This window comes from Croceibacterium ferulae (genome assembly GCF_003660445.1).
Classification (GTDB): Bacteria; Pseudomonadota; Alphaproteobacteria; order Sphingomonadales; family Sphingomonadaceae; genus Croceibacterium; species Croceibacterium ferulae.
This window is the reverse complement of record NZ_QZVQ01000003.1, coordinates 351302-368974: the sequence shown is the minus strand read 5'-3', so window position 1 is coordinate 368974 and position 17673 is coordinate 351302. Positions and strand designations below refer to the sequence as shown.

Genomic DNA, 17673 nt, shown 5'->3' with positions numbered 1-17673 from the left:
CGCGCGCGGCTGCGGACGGCCCCGACCGGGGCATGCACGCCCGTTTCTTTCCATCGCCGACCTTCGGACCGCATCCCCGCACGAAAGCACCCCCCTTTATGCCTAGTTTCGCCCAGAACCTCGAGAAGACCCTGCACACGGCGCTGCAGAACGCGACCGAGCGCAGCCACGAATATGCGACGCTGGAACATCTGCTGCTGGCACTGGTGAGCGACCCGGAGGCATCCGAAGTGATGCGCGCCTGCGGTGTCGAACTGGGCGAGCTGGGCAATGTGGTGCGCCAGTATCTGGACCAGGAATATCAGAGCCTGAAGACGGAGGACGACGCCGACCCGCAGCCCACCGCCGGGTTCCAGCGGGTGATCCAGCGCGCCATCCTGCATGTCCAGTCCAGCGGCAAGGACGTCGTCACCGGCGCCAACGTGCTGGTCGCGCTGTTCTCCGAACGGGACAGCTACGCCGTCTATTTCCTGCAGCAGCAGGACATGAGCCGGCTGGATGCGGTCAGCTTCATCAGCCACGGCATCGGCAAGGGCGGCAAGCCGGTCGAAGGCCGCACGCCCAGCGGGACGGAGCAGGATCGCGCCGCCAAGGGCGAGGAGAAGCCGGAAAAGAACAAGAAGGAATCCGCGCTCGACCAGTTCACCGTCAACCTCAACAAGAAGGCGCTGGACGGCAAGGTCGACCCGCTGATCGGCCGTGGGCCGGAGGTGGACCGCACGGTGCAGATCCTGTGCCGCCGGTCCAAGAACAACCCGCTCTATGTGGGCGATCCCGGCGTGGGCAAGACCGCCATCGCCGAAGGCCTGGCGCGCAAGATCGTGGAGGGCGAGGTGCCCGAGGTGCTGCTGGATGCGATCATCTACAGCCTCGACATGGGCGCGCTGCTGGCGGGCACGCGGTATCGCGGCGATTTCGAGGAGCGGCTGAAGCAGGTCGTGTCCGAACTGGAGAAGATGCCCGAGGCGGTGCTGTTCATCGACGAGATCCACACGGTGATCGGCGCCGGCGCGACCAGCGGCGGGGCGATGGATGCGTCCAACCTGCTGAAGCCGGCGCTGTCCAGCGGCGCGATCCGCTGCATCGGTTCGACCACCTACAAGGAGTTCCGCAATCACTTCGAGAAGGATCGCGCCCTGCTGCGCCGGTTCCAGAAGATCGACGTGAACGAGCCGAGCGTGGAGGATACGATCAAGATCCTGCGCGGCCTGCGCTCCGCGTTCGAAGAGCACCACAAGGTCAAGTACACGCCTGACGCGATCAAGACCGCGGTGGAGATGAGCGCGCGCTACATCAACGATCGCAAGCTGCCCGACAAGGCGATCGACGTGATCGACGAGGTCGGCGCCATGCAGATGCTGGTGCCGCCCAGCCGCCGCCGGCGCACGATCACCTCCAAGGAGATCGAGAAGGTCATCGCCACCATGGCGCGGATCCCGGCCAAGTCGGTCAGCAAGGACGACAAGGCCGTGCTCGCCACGCTGGACAAGGACCTGAAGCGCGTGGTGTTCGGGCAGGACAAGGCGATCGACGTGCTCGCCACCGCCATGAAGCTCTCCCGTGCCGGCCTGCGCGATGCGGACAAGCCGATCGGCTCCTTCCTGTTCTCCGGCCCCACCGGCGTCGGCAAGACGGAGGTCGCGCGCCAGCTGGCCAGCATCATGGGCATCGAGCTGAAGCGGTTCGACATGTCCGAATATATGGAGCGGCACTCGGTCAGCCGGCTGATCGGCGCCCCTCCGGGCTATGTCGGCTATGACCAGGGCGGGTTGCTGACCGATGCCATCGACCAGCATCCGCATTGCGTGCTGCTGCTGGACGAGATCGAGAAGGCGCATCCCGACCTGTTCAACATCCTGCTGCAGGTGATGGATAATGGCCGCCTGACCGATCACCACGGCAAGACGGTAGATTTCCGCAATGTCGTGCTGATCATGACCACCAATGCCGGTGCCGCCGACGCGGCGAAGCAGGGCATCGGCTTTGGCGCCGGCACCCGGGTGGAGGCGGCGGAAGAGGCGGTGAAGAAGATGTTCGCCCCCGAATTCCGCAACCGGCTGGATGCGATCGTGCCGTTCGATTACCTGGAGCAGGAGACTGTCAGCCGCGTGGTCGACAAGAACATCCTGCAGCTGGAACTGCAGCTGACCGACCAGAACGTGCACATCCAGTTCGATACCGATGCGCGCGAATGGCTGGCGATCAAGGGCTATGACAAGCTGATGGGTGCCCGGCCGATGGCCCGGCTGATCCAGGACAAGGTGAAGCAGCCGCTGGCGGAGGAGCTGCTGTTCGGCAAGCTTGCCTCCGGCGGCGAGGTGCATGTCAGCCTGAAGGACGACAAGCTGTCCTTCGAACTGACGCCCGCCGCACCCGGTGCAGCCAAGCCGGGCAAGAAGCGTCGCGCCCCCAAGTCCGCCGGACCGGCCGACGCGGCGGAGGAGCAGAGCGGGCAGGACTGACCGCCGGCGCCACAGGATTGGCGTGATGGAGTAGAGGGCGGGCCGCGGGCGTGATGCTTGCGGCCCGCCCTTTTCCGTTCGGGCCGGCATGCGCTAGACATGGGCGATGAAGCTGCCCGCCCTCGCCTCCGCCGCCCTTCTTCTCGCCACGCCGGTCATCGCGCAGGATGCGCCCCCGCTGGCGGAGCGCACCGCGCAGAGCGGCCTGCCGCTCGACCCGATCCGTGCCAGCATGGCGGTGCCCTATCTGGCGCTGGGCTTCACCGTCGATCCGGCGAGTCGCAGCCTGGCGGGCACGGCGGATTACACCGTGACGGTGGATGCGCCGCAGGACCGGCTGGCCTTCGACCTCGATCCGCGGTTTGCCGTCACCGGCATCAGCGTGGATGGGCAACCGCTGGCCCCATCAGCGTGGAGCAACCCGGACGGGCTGCTGACCATCACCCTGCCCCGCCCGCTCGCCGCCGGGGCGCAGGCCCGGGTGGCGATCGCCTGGAGCGGCGCGCCGCATGTGGCCCGACGCGCGCCGTGGGATGGCGGCTTCACCTGGGCGCGGACGCAGGACGGACAGCCCTGGATCGCCAGCGCCATCCAGGGCGAAGGGTGCGACATGTTCTGGCCCTGCCTGGACCATCCGGCCAAGCGGATCGCGCAACTGGACCTGAGCGTAACCGTGCCCGAAGGGCTGGTCGCTGCCTGCAATGGCGTGCTGATCGGGGAGGAGCACGAGGGCGGCTGGGCCACCTGGCGCTGGCGCGCGCGCAACCCCAACAATTACGGCGTGACGCTGCAGGTCGGGCCGTACCAGCTGGCGGAAGCGCGATATCGCAGCACCTATGGCAACACCATTCCCGTGCAATATTGGCACCTGCCGGGCGACCGGCCGGAGGACGTGCAATATCTGCTGGGTGAGATGCAGGACTATCTCGCCTTCTTCGAGGACGTGGTCGGCCCCTATCCCTTCGGCGACGAGAAGGTCGGCCTGGCGGAGACGCCGCATCTGGGCATGGAGCACCAGACCATCAACGCGTACGGCAACGGCTACAAGCGCGGGCCGGAAGGGTATGACTGGCTGGCGCAGCACGAATTCTCCCACGAATGGTTCGCCAACCAGCTGACCAATGCGACCGAAGGCGAGATGTGGCTGCACGAAGGGCTCGGCAGCTACATGCAGCCGCTGTACCTGCTGTGGAAGAACGGGCGCATGGCCTATGACGTGGCGCTGTGGGACCAGCGCAAGCGGGTGCTGAGCCGCGTGCCGCTGGTCTCGGCCGACCCGACCAGCACCGGCGATTACCTGGATGCGGAGAGCGGCTGGGGCAACGACATCTACTACAAGGGCAGCTGGATCAGCCACACGCTGCGCATGACCATCGGCGATGCGGCATTTCGCCGGTCCCTGCGCCGGCTGGTCTATGGACGGCCGGACCCGGCCCCGGGCAACTTCGCGCCGGTGCGCCGCACCACCGCCGAATTCGCGGCCATCGTCAGCGAGGTGACCGGCCGGCCGATGGAGTGGTTCTTCGACGCCTATTGGCGGCAGGCCCCGCTGCCCCGGCTGGTGGAGGAGCGCCAGGGATCACGCCTGATCCTGCGGTGGGAGACACCGTCCGCCCTGCCCTTCGCCATGCCGGTGGAGGTGCGCGTGGGGGACCGTGTGCTGGTGGCACCGATGGCTGACGGAACGGGCATGCTGGAGCTGGGCGCCGGCGATGCGCACTACGTCGTCGATCCGGAAGCCAGGATCCTGCGCGACGATCCGGCAATCACTGTTTGGCAGGTGCAGGAGAAGGAGGCCGCCGACCGCGCTGCGGACTGACAAACCGTAATCGATTGCGTTGCTCTGCTGCTACAGTCGAGGTTAGCGTTAACACGATGGTGCGATAGGGCGTTGACACCGGCCTGATACAAGGTAGCTCTCGAACCAAGCCGGATTCACACGGCTACGGAGACCGGCGCGCAGAGCGCCTGTAAGAGGAGAGGACCACCCCAATGAGGGCTTTTGCTTTTTCGAAGCTGACGCTGTCCGCGTCGATGTTAGCGCTATCCACCGGGATCATCGCAGCGCCTGCCATGGCGCAGCAGACCGGATCGCCGACCAATCCGCAGCCCGGCAGCGAGACCGAGACGAGCGGCCAGGGCGTCGGCGCCCTGCCCACCGGCCTGCCTGCCGCGAACGGTCCGGAGGACGAGATCGTCGTCACCGGCGTGCGCGCCAGCCTTGAGGCGGCCGCCGCGATCAAGCGCAATTCCGTGGGTGTGGTCGACGCCATCTCGGCCGAGGACATCGGCAAGTTCCCCGACACCAACCTGGCCGAATCGCTGCAGCGCATTCCCGGCGTGTCGATCGACCGCCGCAATGGCGAAGGTTCGCAGGTCACCGTTCGCGGCTTTGGCCCGTCCTTCAACCTGGTGACCATCAATGGCCGCCAGCTGGCGACGACCGACGTCAACACGGTCGGCGGCGACGCTTCGGTCGATTTCGGCCGCGCCACCAGCCGCTCGTTCGACTTCCAGAACCTGGCGTCGGAAGGCGTCACCCGGCTGGAAGTGTACAAGACCGGCCGCGCCGCGGTGCCGACCGGCGGCATCGGCGCCTCCATCAACGTCGTGACCCAGCGTCCGCTGGAGGGGGCTGCCGAAGGTCTGCGCGGTTCGATCGGCGGCAAGGGACTGTACGATGCCAGCCGCGACGGTTTCAGCGTCACGCCCGAAGTCACCGGCGTGATCAGCTGGTCCAACCCGGAAGACACGTTCGGCGTATCGGCCTTCGGTGCCTACCAGAAGCGCAAGAGCGCGGCGGCGAGCGCGGTGGTGAATGGCTGGAACATCCGGCCCTACTCCGACGTCGCCACCATTGTTCGCGGCGGCGACAACCCCACGGTGGTGGAGAACGCACCGACCGATCCCAGCCAGCTGGTCGGCATCCCCGATGACAGCCGCTACAACTACTCCACCTTCGAGCGTGAGCGCATCAATGGCTCGCTCACCATGCAGTTCCGCCCGGTGGACGGGCTGACGATCACCGGTGACGCGCTGTATGCGCAGAACGCCGTCAGCGAGGCGCGCAACGACCAGACCAACTGGTTCAACACGCCGTTCGACCGGGTCGTGTTCGACGACGACCCAGTCGTGCGCACCGCCGTGATCCTGGAAGAAGGCAGCCGCTACGCCACCAAGGACATGGGCTTCGAGCAGCAGTACCGCGCCACCAAGAGCGAGCTGCAGTCCTACGGCCTGAACGCCACCTACGAACTGGCCGACGGCCTGACGCTGAGCCTGGACGGCAACCACTCCAAGTCCGAGACGAACCCCGATGCGCCCAATGGCGCCAGCTCCACGCTGTTCAGCATGGGCGCCCCGGTCGTCGACGGCCACTCGGCCGATCACACGGGCGACATCCCGGCGCAGCGCTACACATTGAACGACATCAACGGCAACAATAACGGCGTGCTGGACATCGGCGATCTCGGTTCGCAGGTGGCGCGCACCAATGCGTCGCGTCAGGAACAGCGCGTCAACCAGTTGCGCGCCGACCTTGGCTGGGATTTCGGCGATGGTGACCGGTTCGATGTGGGCGCGACCTATATCGACGCCAAGATGATCAGCGAACGGCAGCAGACCGAACAGATCCTGGGCAACTGGGGCATCACCCAGGCGGGCGACATCGCCGCCTTCGGTGGCGATCTGGTCGAGCAGTTCTGCCAGGGCTGCAAGTACAGCAAGTTCAACGCGACCGACAACAACATCTCGTTCCGCGGCAATGCGGTCGATCTGCTGAACATCTTCTCGCCGATCTATGCCCAGGACAACCAGCCGCTGGTTGACGGCATCCAGGCGCCGACCGACACCAACCAGCAGCGGGTGACGGCGAACCAGTACGACGAGGTTTCGGAGAAGATCCTGGCGGTCTACGCGCAGACCACCCTCAACTTCGACATCGGCGGCCGCGATGCAAAGATCACGGCTGGCGTCCGCTGGGAAAACACCAAGGTGGAATCGGTGGCGCAGCAGGCCATCCCGGCGGCCATCATCTGGACATCCGACAACGACTTCACCGTGCGGGTCAGCGACGAGCTGCAGGACATCGTGGCCGACGGCGAGTACAACAACCTGCTGCCGTCGATCGACTTCCAGCTGGAACCGATGGACGACGTGGTCGCCCGCGTGTCCTACAGCCGCACCCTGGCCCGGCCGGATTACGGCAACCTGTTCGCCTCCACCACGGCAGGCGCGCCGGGCCGCCCGATCGCGCTGGACGGGCAGGCCACGGGCGGAACCGGCAATCCGGGCCTGCGCCCGCTGCTGTCCGACAATATCGACGTGTCGCTGGAATGGTATTATGACCGGTCGAGCTATGTTTCGTTCGGCTTCTTTGCGAAGAAGGTGAACAACTTCGTCGGCTCGGGCACGGTCGTGCAGCCCCTGTTCGGCCTGCGCGATCCCACCAGCGGCGCACCCGGTACCCGTTCGGGTGCTGCACTGGCCGAGCTGCAGGCCCTGGGTCGGGACGCGAGCGAAGTGGAACTGTTCACGCTGACCGCGCTGATCGACCAGAACGGCGGCAACGTGGCGGCGGCTTCCGCGGAGTTCCAGGCCAACATCGTCAACGGCAACCTCGACCAGGCCTATGCGGACAGCATCCTGGCGCAGTTCGACGTCACCGCCAATGCCGACGATCCGCTGTTCCAGTTCCAGACGACAACGCCGATCAACAACGAATCCGCCAACATCTATGGCTTCGAAGTGCAGGGTCAGCACTTCTTCGGCGACAGCGGCTTCGGCGTTTCCGCCTCCTACACCAACGTCAATGGCGACGTCGGTGCGGATCGCGGTGCCCCGATCGGGGTCGACCAGTTCGCGCTGATCGGTCTGTCGGACACGCTGAACGTTACCGGCATCTTCGAGAAGTACGGCTTCTCCGGCCGGCTTGCCTATAATTGGCGCGACAGCTTCCTGTCGGGCCTGAACCGGGGCGGCACCAACCGCAACCCCGTGTTCACCAAGGCATTCGGCACGCTGGACCTGGCCACCAGCTACGACATCACGCCAACCGTGTCGGTGTCGTTCGAGGCGATCAACCTGCTGAGCGCGACGGTCCGGACCTATGGCCGCAGCGAACGTCAGATGTTCTTCGCCTCCGAGCTGAAGCCGCGTTACTTCGTGGGCGCGCGTTTCCGCTTCTGACCTGAACCTTGCCGGGGCGGGGCCGCTTGCGAGCGGCCCCGCCTGCGGTAAGCTTGCCCCATGACCACACCCGTCCCCCTCGACACCATCGACCATCACGATCTGCGCGTGGCCATGCGCCACGGGCCGGATCACGGCGACGCGGTGAACCAGTTGCTGGCGGTGCCCGGCGAGTTCGAACCGCTGGCCCGCGAATTTCCCATCCTGTTCCGGCGCGACGATGCCGGCACCTGGCGCGCCGTGGTGCTGCTGGGGCTGGAGCGCGGGGAAAACCTGTTTCTCGACGGCGACCGCTGGACCAGCCGCACGGTCCCCGCCGTGCAGGCCCGCGGGCCTTTTTCCGTCGCGCTGCGCCCCGACACGGGCGAGGCGACGATCCATGTCGACCTGGACGATCCGCGCATCAGCCGCGACACAGGCGAACCCCTGTTCCTGCCCCATGGCGGCCATGCGCCCGCCCTGCAGCGCGCGACCCGCAGCCTGCAGCTGATCGGCGAAGGCCTGCCCGCCACCGAGGCGATGTTCGCCGCGCTGGACGGCGGCGGCCTGATCGAACCCGTGGCGATCACCGTGACGCTGGACAGCAGCCGCGAGATTGCCCTCAACCAGTATCACACCGTCGCCGCCGACCGGCTGGCCGGGCTGGACGGCGACACGCTGTCGCGGCTGAACCGTGCGGGCGTGCTGCGGCTGGCCTTCCTGGTGCAGGCGTCGCTGGGCAACATGGCCCGCCTGATCGAGCTGAAGAATGCGCGCCGTGGCTGACGCGCCAACCCCTGTGCGCGCCATCGACGCCGCCGGCATGGACACGATCCCCGTGGCCGAGCTGCTGGTGGAGGGCCAGCCGGCCCTGCTGAAGGGCTTCGGCCGGGACTGGCCGCTGGTGCGTGCCGGGCAGGACGGGGCCGGGGCGGCGATGGCATATCTGCGCCGCTTCGATGCCGGGCACCGCATGGTCGGCTATACCGGCGATCCGGCGATCGGCGGGCGGTTCTTCTACAACCACGACATCACCGGCCTGAACTTCACGGCGGAGCAGGTGACGCTGGCCGACTATCTGGCGCGCATGGCGGCCACCGCCGGCGATCCGGCCGCGCCCGCGCTCTATCTGGGCTCGGCCGATCTCGACACCTTCCTGCCGGGCCTGCGCGCGGAAAACGGGCCGGCGCTGGGGGCCGACCTGCTGGGCGCGGAGCCGGTGGCGAGCATCTGGATCGGCAATCGCACGGTCGCGGCCACGCATTACGACATGTCGAACAACATCGCCTGCTGCATGGTCGGCCAGCGGCGTTTCACCCTGTTCCCGCCCGATCAGGTCGCGAACCTGTATCCCGGCCCGCTGGAGCCGACGCCGGGCGGGCAGGTCGTGTCCATGGTGGATCTACGCGATCCCGACCTCGCCCGCTATCCCCGCTTCGCCGAGGCGCTGGCCCATGCACAGGTGGCGGAGATGGAGCCGGGGGACGTGCTGTTCTACCCCGCCCTGTGGTGGCACAATGTGGAGGCGCTGGACCCGTTCAATGCCATGATCAACTATTGGTGGAACCCGGTGCCGCGCTTCGCCGATACGCCGATGAACACGCTGCTGCACGGGCTGCTGAGCCTGCGCGACCGGCCGGAGGCCGAGAAGCAGGCGTGGCGGGCGATGTTCGACTATTATGTCTGGGGCCCGCCCGAACAGGCCGCCGCGCATCTGCCGGAGCATGCACAGGGCGCGCTGGCGCCGCTGGACGAGGTCGGCGCCCGTCGCCTGCGCGCGCGGCTGCTGCAGAAGCTGAACCGATGACGGGGAAAACTGGCGTGCAGAGAGTCGTGATCGCAGGCGGTGGCACCGCCGGCTGGCTGGCGGCGGCCGCGCTGACCCGCCAATTGCGGGATCAGGTGGCGGTGACGCTGGTGGAATCCGATGCGATCGGCACCATCGGCGTGGGCGAGGCGACCATCCCCACCATTCGCAGCTTCCACGCACTGCTGGGGCTGGACGAGCGCACCTTCCTGCGCAGCACCAAGGCCAGCTTCAAGCTGGGCATCCAGTTCGAGAACTGGGCGCGGGAGGGCGACAGCTACATCCACTCCTTCGGCGCGCTGGGCCGCGGCACCTGGATGGCGGAGTTCCACCACATGTGGCTGGAGGCCCGCGCGCAAGGCTTCGGCGGAGCGGTCAGCGCCGCTTGCGCGGAGCACGAGGCCGCGCGCCTTGGCCGCTTCGCCACGGACGAACAGGGCACGCTGAACTACGCCTATCACCTCGATGCTGGGCTCTATGCCAAGGCGCTGCGCGAGCAGGCGGAGGCGCAGGGGCTGACCCGGATGGAGGGCAGGATCGCGCGGGTGGAGCGCGACGGTGCCAGCGGCGACATCGCCGCGCTGGTGCTGGAGGATGGCACCCGCGTCGCGGGCGACCTGTTCCTGGACTGCACCGGCTTTCGCGCCCTGCTGATCGAAGGCGAGATGCAGGCCGGGTGGGAGGATTGGAGCCACTGGCTGCCGACCAACCGCGCGCTGGCGATGCAGACCCGCGCCACCGGTCCGGCCATGCCCTACACCCGCGCCATCGCCCATGATGCGGGCTGGCGCTGGCAGATCCCGCTGCAGCACCGCATGGGCAACGGGCTGGTCTATGCCAGCGACTACCTGTCCGATGACGAGGCACACCATCGCTTCGCCAGCATGGTGGAAGGCGAGGCACTGACCGAGCCGCGGCTGATCCGCTTCACCACCGGCCGGCGCAAGCGCGTGTGGGTGAAGAACTGCGTGGCGCTAAGCCTGGCGAGCGGGTTCGTGGAGCCGCTGGAATCGACCAGCATCCACCTGACCATGATCGCCATCACCCGGCTGCTGCAGCTCTTCCCTTTCAACGGCAGCACGCCTGCCCTCGCCCGCCGGTTCGACGATCTCGCCCAGCGGGAGCTGGAGCGGGTGCGCGACTTCGTCATGCTGCACTATGTGCTGAACCAGCGGCCCGAACCCTTCTGGCAGCGGATGCGCGACATGCCCCTGCCGGACAGCCTGGCCGACCGCATTGCCGTGTGGCGGGAGGCGGCGCACGCCTGGCAGGGCGCGGAGGATCTGTTCCGGGTGGATAGCTGGGTGCAGGTGATGCTGGGTCAGCGGCTGGAGCCGGAAGGTCATCACCATGTGGCCCGGCTGATGCCGCCGGATCGGCTGCAGCAAACCCTAGCCGCCATGCAGGCTGCAACCGCCGCCTCGGTGGCCCGCCTGCCCACGCATCAGCAATTCCTGGATCGGCATGGCGGCGCGCCGCCCGATCCACGCGCTGCCTGAACAACAACAATCGGGGGACATGAGGATGACCGGACATAAGCTGCACTGGCTGCGAGCGCCGATGATAGCGCTACCGATGCTGCTGGCCCCAACCGCTCTGGCGCAGGACGGCCTGCGTCTCGGCGAGCGCGGCTATCTGACGGAGCCGGGGCTGGACGTCATCGTGTTCGACGACATCTACCCCGATGGGCACCAGACAGGCGTCACCATCATCCAGCACGGATCGCGCGTGGCCGCCAATGGCGATCTCCGGCTGGAGCCGGAGCCCGGCCAGTGGTCGCCCATGCCGGTTTCCGCAGGCGAGCGGGTGATCGACCGGGCGACGGGCACCATCACGCAACGCCTCAGCTACCCCGATCCGGCCAAGAACGGGACTGGCTTCAACCCGATCTTCTACCCGGACCTGGACCTCACCTATCAGGTGCGGGTGACGCCGGAGAGCAATGGCGGTTTCCGCATCAGCGTCGATCTGGACAAGCCGCTGCCGGCCGAATGGGTCGGCAAGGTCGGCTTCAACCTGGAACTGTTTCCCACACCCCTGTTCGGCAAGGGCTGGGTGCTGGACGATGCCGCCGGCACCTTCCCGCGCCAGCCCGGCGGCCCGGTGGTGCGCGCGGGTGGCCCGGACCTGCCAGTGCCGCGCAATGTGGACGCCAACGGCCCGGTGCAATCGCTGGTCGGCCAGCCGCTGGCGGAGCCGCTGGCCGAAGGCAAGGTGCTGCTGGTCGCGCCGGAGCAGGATGCGCAGCGCATCCGTATCGAGAGCCGCAACGGCCAGCTGCAGCTGATTGACGGGCGATCGGCGCACAATAATGGCTGGTACATCGTGCGCCAGCCGGTCGCCGCCGGGGCCACCACCGGCGCGGTGGAATGGGTGGTGACGCCCAATGTGATCCCCGGCTGGCAATACGAACCGGTGATCCAGGTGTCCCAGATCGGCTACGCGCCGGAGCAGCCGAAGCGCGCGGTGATCGAACTGGACCCGAACGATGCGGGCGACACGCCGGCGCAGCTGTACCGGCTGGGCGAAGGCGGGCGCCAGCCGGTGCTGTCCGCCACCCCCGATCGCTGGGGCGACTTCCTGCGCTATCAGTACCGCACCTTCGATTTCAGCGGGGTGACGGAGCCTGGCCTGTACCAGATCGGCTATGGCGAGCAGCTGTCGGAGCCGTTCCGCATCGACAGCGCGGTGTTCGCGCGCGGCGCGTGGCAGCCGACGCTAGAATATTTCCTGCCGATCCAGATGTGCCACATGCTGGTGCGGGAAAAGTACCGCGTCTGGCACGGGCGCGACCATCTGGACGACGCGCTGATGGCGCCGACCGACCTCAACCATTTCGACGGCTATGTGCAGGGGCCGTCCACCCTCAACCGCTACCAGTCGGGCGAGCACGTACCGCATCTGGATGCGGGCGGCTGGCACGATGCGGGCGACGACGATCTGCGCGTGGAATCGCAGGCGGGCGAAGTGTGGATCCTCAGCAAGATGGTGGAGGAGTTCGGCCTCGATTACGACGCTACGCGCATCGACCAGGCGACCAAGTCGGTGGAGATCCGCGATCCTGACGGGCGCAACGATGCCATCCAGCAGATCGAACATGGGCTGCTGTCGATCCTGGGCGGCTATCGCGCCATGGGCCGGCTGTATCGCGGGATCATCGTGCCCAATCTGCGGCAATATGTGCTGCTGGGTGACACGGTGAACGTGACCGACAACCAGCCGGGCGGCGGGACCGATCTGGGCGTCGACAACAATGGCGACCCGATCCCGGCCGATGACCGCTGGGTGTTCACGGAGGACAACCCGGACCGGGAGCTGGATGCCGCCGCCGCGCTGGCCGCGTCCGCCCGCGTGCTCCGCACGGAGAGCCCGCAGATGGCGGCCGAGGCGCTGGCGGCGGCGCGCGACATCACCGCCAAGGCGCAGGGGCGCGGCAAGACCCTGGCGCCCGAAGTGTTCGCGCTGGCCGAACTGCTGCAGACTACCGGCGATCAGGCCTATGCCGACCGGTTGGCAACCCTCGCCCCGCGCATCCTGGCCGATGTCGCCAGCACCGGCTGGATGCTGCACAGCGTGCAGGATCGCCTGCCCCCCGCGTTCCGCCGGCAACTGGCGGAAGCGGTCGCCAGTCATCAGGCGCAGGTGGTGCAGAGCGCCCGCACCGACAGCCCCTATGGCGTGCCCTACACGCCGGAGATCTGGGGTGCCGGCTGGCAAATCCAGGAACGCGGCGTGCGGCAGTTCTTCTTTGCCAAGGGCTGGCCGCAGGTCACCGGCAATGATGGCTGGCTGAATGCGTTGAATTTCGTGCTGGGCGTGCATCCGGGATCGAACACCAGCAGCTTCGTGTCCGGCGTTGGCGCGCGTTCCGCCACCGTCGCCTATGGCCTGAACCGGGCGGATTTCAGCTACATTCCGGGCGGTGTCATCAGCGGCACCAACCTGATCCGGCCCGATCTGCCGGAGCTGAAGGAGTGGCCCTATTTCTGGCAGCAGGCCGAATATGTGATGGGCGGCGGGGCCACCAACTACATGTTCCTGGCGCTTGCCGCCGACCGGCTGTTCGGCCGTGAACCATCTGATCAACAACGATAATCGGGGAGCAGAACCTATGAATCGCATCATCCGCCACAGGCTTGCCGCGCTGGCATCCACCCTGGCCCTCGCCGCCGCCATGCCGGCGCTGGCGCAGGACGATCCGCTGACGCTGAACGAGGCCGAATATTACGAAGGGGACGCCGCCAATGTGCTGGTGTTCTCCAACTGGTATGACGGGCTGTTCGCCGATGCCAAGCATTCGGGCGTCGAGCTGATCCAGCAGGGCGAACGGATCGCCACCAATGGCGATGTGCGCCTGTCGCCGACGCCCGGCCAGTGGGACGAGATCGGCCGGCTGGTCAGCCGCAACGTCGATCCCGCCACCGGGCGGATCGAGGTGCTGCTGGAATATCCCGACTACCAGTTCCAGTACCGCATCCTGGCCGAACCGGACGGGGACACGGTGAAGCTGTCCGTGGTGCTGGACCAGCCGCTGCCCGCCGCATTGGCAGGCCGCGCCGGGCTGAACCTGGAATTCCTGCCATCGGCCTATTTCCACCACTCCTGGCTGGCGGATGGCCGGGGCGGCGCCTTCCCGCTGCATCCGGCCAGCGACATGGTTGCGGGTGGCGAGCGCAATGCCGCCAGCGGGCGCGACATCGGCCCTGGGGCGGAGCCGCTGCCGCTGGCGACCGGGCAGCAGCTGATGCTGGCGCCGGAAGATCCGGCGCGGCGCGTCGGCATCCGTTCCGACGCCGGCACGATCAGCCTGTATGATGGCCGCAACCAGGCGCAGAATGGCTGGTTCGTGGCGCGCAGCCTGATTCCCGAAGGGCGGACCGGGCGCGTGGTGGAATGGACCCTGTCGCCCACGCTGGTCCCCGGCTGGCTGCGCGCGCCGGTGATCGGCCATTCCCAGGTCGGCTACACCCCCGATCAGGCCAAGGTCGCGGTGCTGGAACTGGACAAGCAGGACGAGCGCGGCGGCAACGTCACGCTGCTGCGGGTGACGGAGGACGGCACGGAAGCGGTGGCGGCCGGCGCCGCAAAGCCCTGGGGCCGATATCTGCGCTACAATTACGCCACCTTCGACTTCAGCGGCGTGAAGGAGCCGGGCCTGTACCAGCTGGATTATGCCGGGCAGCGCACCGCCCCCTTCCGCATCGGCGCCGATGTCTACGCCACCGCCTGGCATCCGGGCATGGACGTCTACATGCCGGTGCAGATGGATCACATGCTGGTGAACGAGGCCTATCGCGTCTGGCACGGTGAGCCCCATCGCGACGATGCGCGACAGGCGCCGGTCAATCACGAGCATATCGACCTGTACCGGCAGGGGCCGACCACCGACACGAAGTTCGCAGCCGGAGAGCACATCCCCGGCCTGAATGTCGGCGGCTGGCTGGATGCGGGCGATTTCGACATCCGCACGCAGACGCAATATGCCGTGATGCGCAGCCTGGTCGGCCTGTGGGACGATCACCGCCCCGCCCGCGACCAGACGCTGGTGGATCATGCCCTGCGCCGGGTCGAGCTGCACGTGCCCGACGGCAAGCCCGACATCCTGCAGCAGATCGAACATGGCGCGCTCTATCTCGCCTCCATGTACGATGCGGTCGGCTATGCCGTGCATGGCGTGGTGGAACCGGACGTGGCGCAGTACACCCATCTGGGCGATGCGGCATCGAAGACCGACGGCCTGATCTATGACCCGTCGCTGGCCTTTGGCGAGCGGAAGGGCGACCGCAGCGGCACGCCGGATGATCGCTGGGTGTTTACCAGCAAGTCCAGCGCGCTCAATTACGGCTCCGCCGCGGCGCTGGCGGGTGCGGCACGGGCCTTGCGCGGGCACAATGATGCGCTGGCCGACAAGGCGCTGCGTATTGCGCGGGATGTCTGGTCGGAGGAGCACAGCCATGCGCCCAACACCTTCAGCCACGGCAACACCACCGGGGGCTGGCTGCCGGGCGAGGAGTTCACCGCCGCGGTGGAGCTGCTGGTGACCACGCAGGACACGGCCTATGCCGAGGCGATCACCCGGCTGTGGCCCGAGGTGTCGCAGCAGTTCGGCGGTTATGCGACGGTCGCGATCAAGGCGCTGCCGCACATGCCCGCCAGCTATCGCGCACAGGTGGAGCAGGCCGCGCGCGCTTGGAAGGCGGCGCCGCAGGAAACCGACCCCAACCCCTATGGCGTGCCGATCACCACTGGCGGCTGGGCGGGCAATGGCGCGGTGATCCAGGCCGGGCTGACCGACCATGCGATCCACACGGCGTTCCCGGAACTGAGCGACGGCGGCCAAGTGTTCCGCGCGCTGGACTACCTCCACGGCACGCATCCGGCGCACAATTTGTCCTTCGTGTCGGGCGTGGGCGCACGGTCGAAGGAAGTCGCCTATGGCATGAACCGGGCCGATCTGTCCTTCATCGCCGGCGGCGTGGTGCCGGGCGTGCTGGTGCTGAAGCCCGACTACCCGGAGAACAAGGAGGATTGGCCGTTCTTCTGGGGGCAGAACGAATATGTGGTGAACATGACGCCCAGCTATGTCGCGCTGGTTCACGCCGCGATGGCGCAGACCGGCGAGGGGGCGCAGTAACGCAAAGGTGGCGGGCGGCCCGTCGCAGGCCGCCCGCCAGCCTGATCAGGCAGACTTGCCGTCGACCATGCGCGGCAGGGTGGCACCGTCGCGCAGTTCCGCCGGCAGCAGTTCCGCCGGCAGGTTCTGGTAGGAGACCGGCCGCAGATAGCGATCGATCGCCAGGCTGCCGACGCTGGTGGTGCGCCCGTCAGAGGTCGACGGGAACGGCCCGCCATGGACCATGGCATGCGCCACTTCCACGCCGGTAGGCCAGCCATTGACCAGCACGCGACCGGCCTTCAACTCCAGCACGGGCAGCAGGCGCTGCGCCATGTCCGTGTCGCCGCCATCCATCTGGATCGTGGCGGTCAGCTGCCCTTCGGCGTTCTGCAGCACGCGGATCAGCTCGGCCTCGTCCCGGCAGCGGACCAGCAAGCTGGAAGCGCCGAAGATCTCGTGACCCAGCGCCTCGTCCGACAGGAAGGCTTCCGCCGTGGTGGCGAACAGGCCGGCCTGACCGCAGGTACCGCTGCCGACCGCGCCGCGCCCGATCGTCTCGACATGCTGGTGGCTGGACAGGTCCTCGACACCCTTCGTGTAGGCGGCGTGGATGCCGGGCGTCAGCATGGTGGAGGCCGGCGCATCGGCCAGCGCGGCACGTGCCGCATCCAGGAACGCGTCCAGCCCTTCGCCCTCGATCGCCAGCAGCAGGCCGGGATTGGTGCAGAACTGCCCCGCGCCCATGGTCAGCGAACCGACGAATGCGGTGCCCAGCGCGGCGCCACGGGTGGCCAGCGCATGCGGCATCAGCAGCACGGGGTTGATGCTCGACATTTCGGCATAGACCGGGATCGGCACCGGGCGGGCCTGCGCCAGCTTGACCAGCGCCATGCCGCCGCCGCGCGAACCGGTGAAGCCCACCGCAGCGATGCGCGGATCCTGCACCAGCGCGCTGCCGACCTGGTTGCCCGGGCCGAGCAGGTGGTTGAACACGCCAGCCGGCATGTTGCAGGCCTGGACCGCGCGGGCGATCGCTTCCGCCACCAGCGTGCCGGTGCGCGGATGGGCGCCATGGCCCTTCACCACCACCGGGCAACCGGCGGCCAGCGCCGATGCCGTGTCACCGCCGGCGGTAGAAAAGGCGAGCGGGAAGTTGGACGCGCCGAACACGGCGACCGGGCCCAGCGGCACCTTGCGCAGGCGCAGGTCCGGCCGGGGCAGCGGCTGGCGATCGGGCAGCGCGCTGTCGATCCGCAGGCCCAGGAAATTGCCGTCGCGCACCACCTGCGCGAACAGCTTCAGCTGGCCCACGGTGCGGCCGCGCTCGCCCTCCAGCCGGGCGCGCGGCAGGCCGGATTCGCGCATCGCCGCCTCGATCAGGGGATCGCCGATCGCCATGATCTCGTCACCGATGCGGTCCAGGAACGCGGCGCGATCCTCCAGCGGGCGGCTGCGGTAATCGTCGAATGCGGCAGCAGCGGCGGCGCAGGCGGCATCCACATCAGAGGCGCCATGCGTGGTGAACGGTTCGCCGAACGGCTCGCCGGTGGCGGCATCGATGGAGCGGAGCATTTCGCTGGGGGTTGCGGTCTGTGTGGCCATGGTCGGTTCGTGATCCTTGT

The 17673-nt window shown here is 67.8% G+C and carries 9 protein-coding genes; 8 read left to right on the top strand and 1 reads right to left on the bottom strand.

Annotated elements, in window-relative coordinates; all coding sequences use genetic code 11:
• Positions 1-98: 98 nt before the first annotated feature.
• The 8 genes from clpA to D5S08_RS04670 all read left to right on the top strand — a co-directional run bounded on the left by clpA (position 99) and on the right by D5S08_RS04670 (position 16069).
• Positions 99-2462 (top strand): ATP-dependent Clp protease ATP-binding subunit ClpA, encoded by a 2364-nt coding sequence (gene clpA / locus D5S08_RS04705; protein WP_121116011.1) that lies wholly within the window; start codon positions 99-101, stop codon positions 2460-2462.
• 106 nt (positions 2463-2568) lie between these two features.
• Positions 2569-4281 (top strand): M1 family metallopeptidase, encoded by a 1713-nt coding sequence (locus D5S08_RS04700; protein WP_121116009.1) that lies wholly within the window; start codon positions 2569-2571, stop codon positions 4279-4281.
• A gap of 215 nt (positions 4282-4496) precedes the next feature.
• A complete protein-coding gene (locus tag D5S08_RS04695; RefSeq protein ID WP_241557234.1) occupies positions 4497-7649 on the top strand; it encodes a TonB-dependent receptor in 3153 nt (1050 codons plus the stop codon).
• 60 nt (positions 7650-7709) lie between these two features.
• Positions 7710-8414, top strand: a complete 705-nt coding sequence (locus D5S08_RS04690; protein ID WP_121116006.1) for a SapC family protein — start codon at positions 7710-7712, stop codon at positions 8412-8414.
• Positions 8398-9435, top strand: coding sequence for a cupin-like domain-containing protein (locus tag D5S08_RS04685; protein WP_162301923.1), 1038 nt, complete (start codon positions 8398-8400; stop codon positions 9433-9435). The genes D5S08_RS04690 and D5S08_RS04685 overlap by 17 nt, the downstream gene beginning before the upstream one ends.
• Positions 9432-10934, top strand: a complete 1503-nt coding sequence (locus tag D5S08_RS04680; protein WP_121116004.1) for a tryptophan halogenase family protein — start codon at positions 9432-9434, stop codon at positions 10932-10934. Before D5S08_RS04685 ends, D5S08_RS04680 begins: the two co-directional genes overlap by 4 nt.
• A 76-nt stretch (positions 10935-11010) precedes the next feature.
• Positions 11011-13530: a glycoside hydrolase family 9 protein gene (locus tag D5S08_RS04675; RefSeq protein WP_206610283.1), complete on the top strand. Its 2520-nt coding sequence runs from the start codon at positions 11011-11013 to the stop codon at positions 13528-13530.
• Between the two features lie 16 nt (positions 13531-13546).
• Positions 13547-16069: a glycoside hydrolase family 9 protein gene (locus D5S08_RS04670; RefSeq protein ID WP_121116002.1), complete on the top strand. Its 2523-nt coding sequence runs from the start codon at positions 13547-13549 to the stop codon at positions 16067-16069.
• A gap of 45 nt (positions 16070-16114) precedes the next feature.
• Here D5S08_RS04670 and D5S08_RS04665 read toward each other — a convergent pair whose 3' ends face one another.
• The gene (locus D5S08_RS04665; protein WP_121116000.1) at positions 16115-17653 is read right to left on the bottom strand and encodes an aldehyde dehydrogenase (NADP(+)); all 1539 of its coding nucleotides are present in this window, start codon (positions 17651-17653) and stop codon (positions 16115-16117) included.
• Positions 17654-17673: the final 20 nt, after the last annotated feature.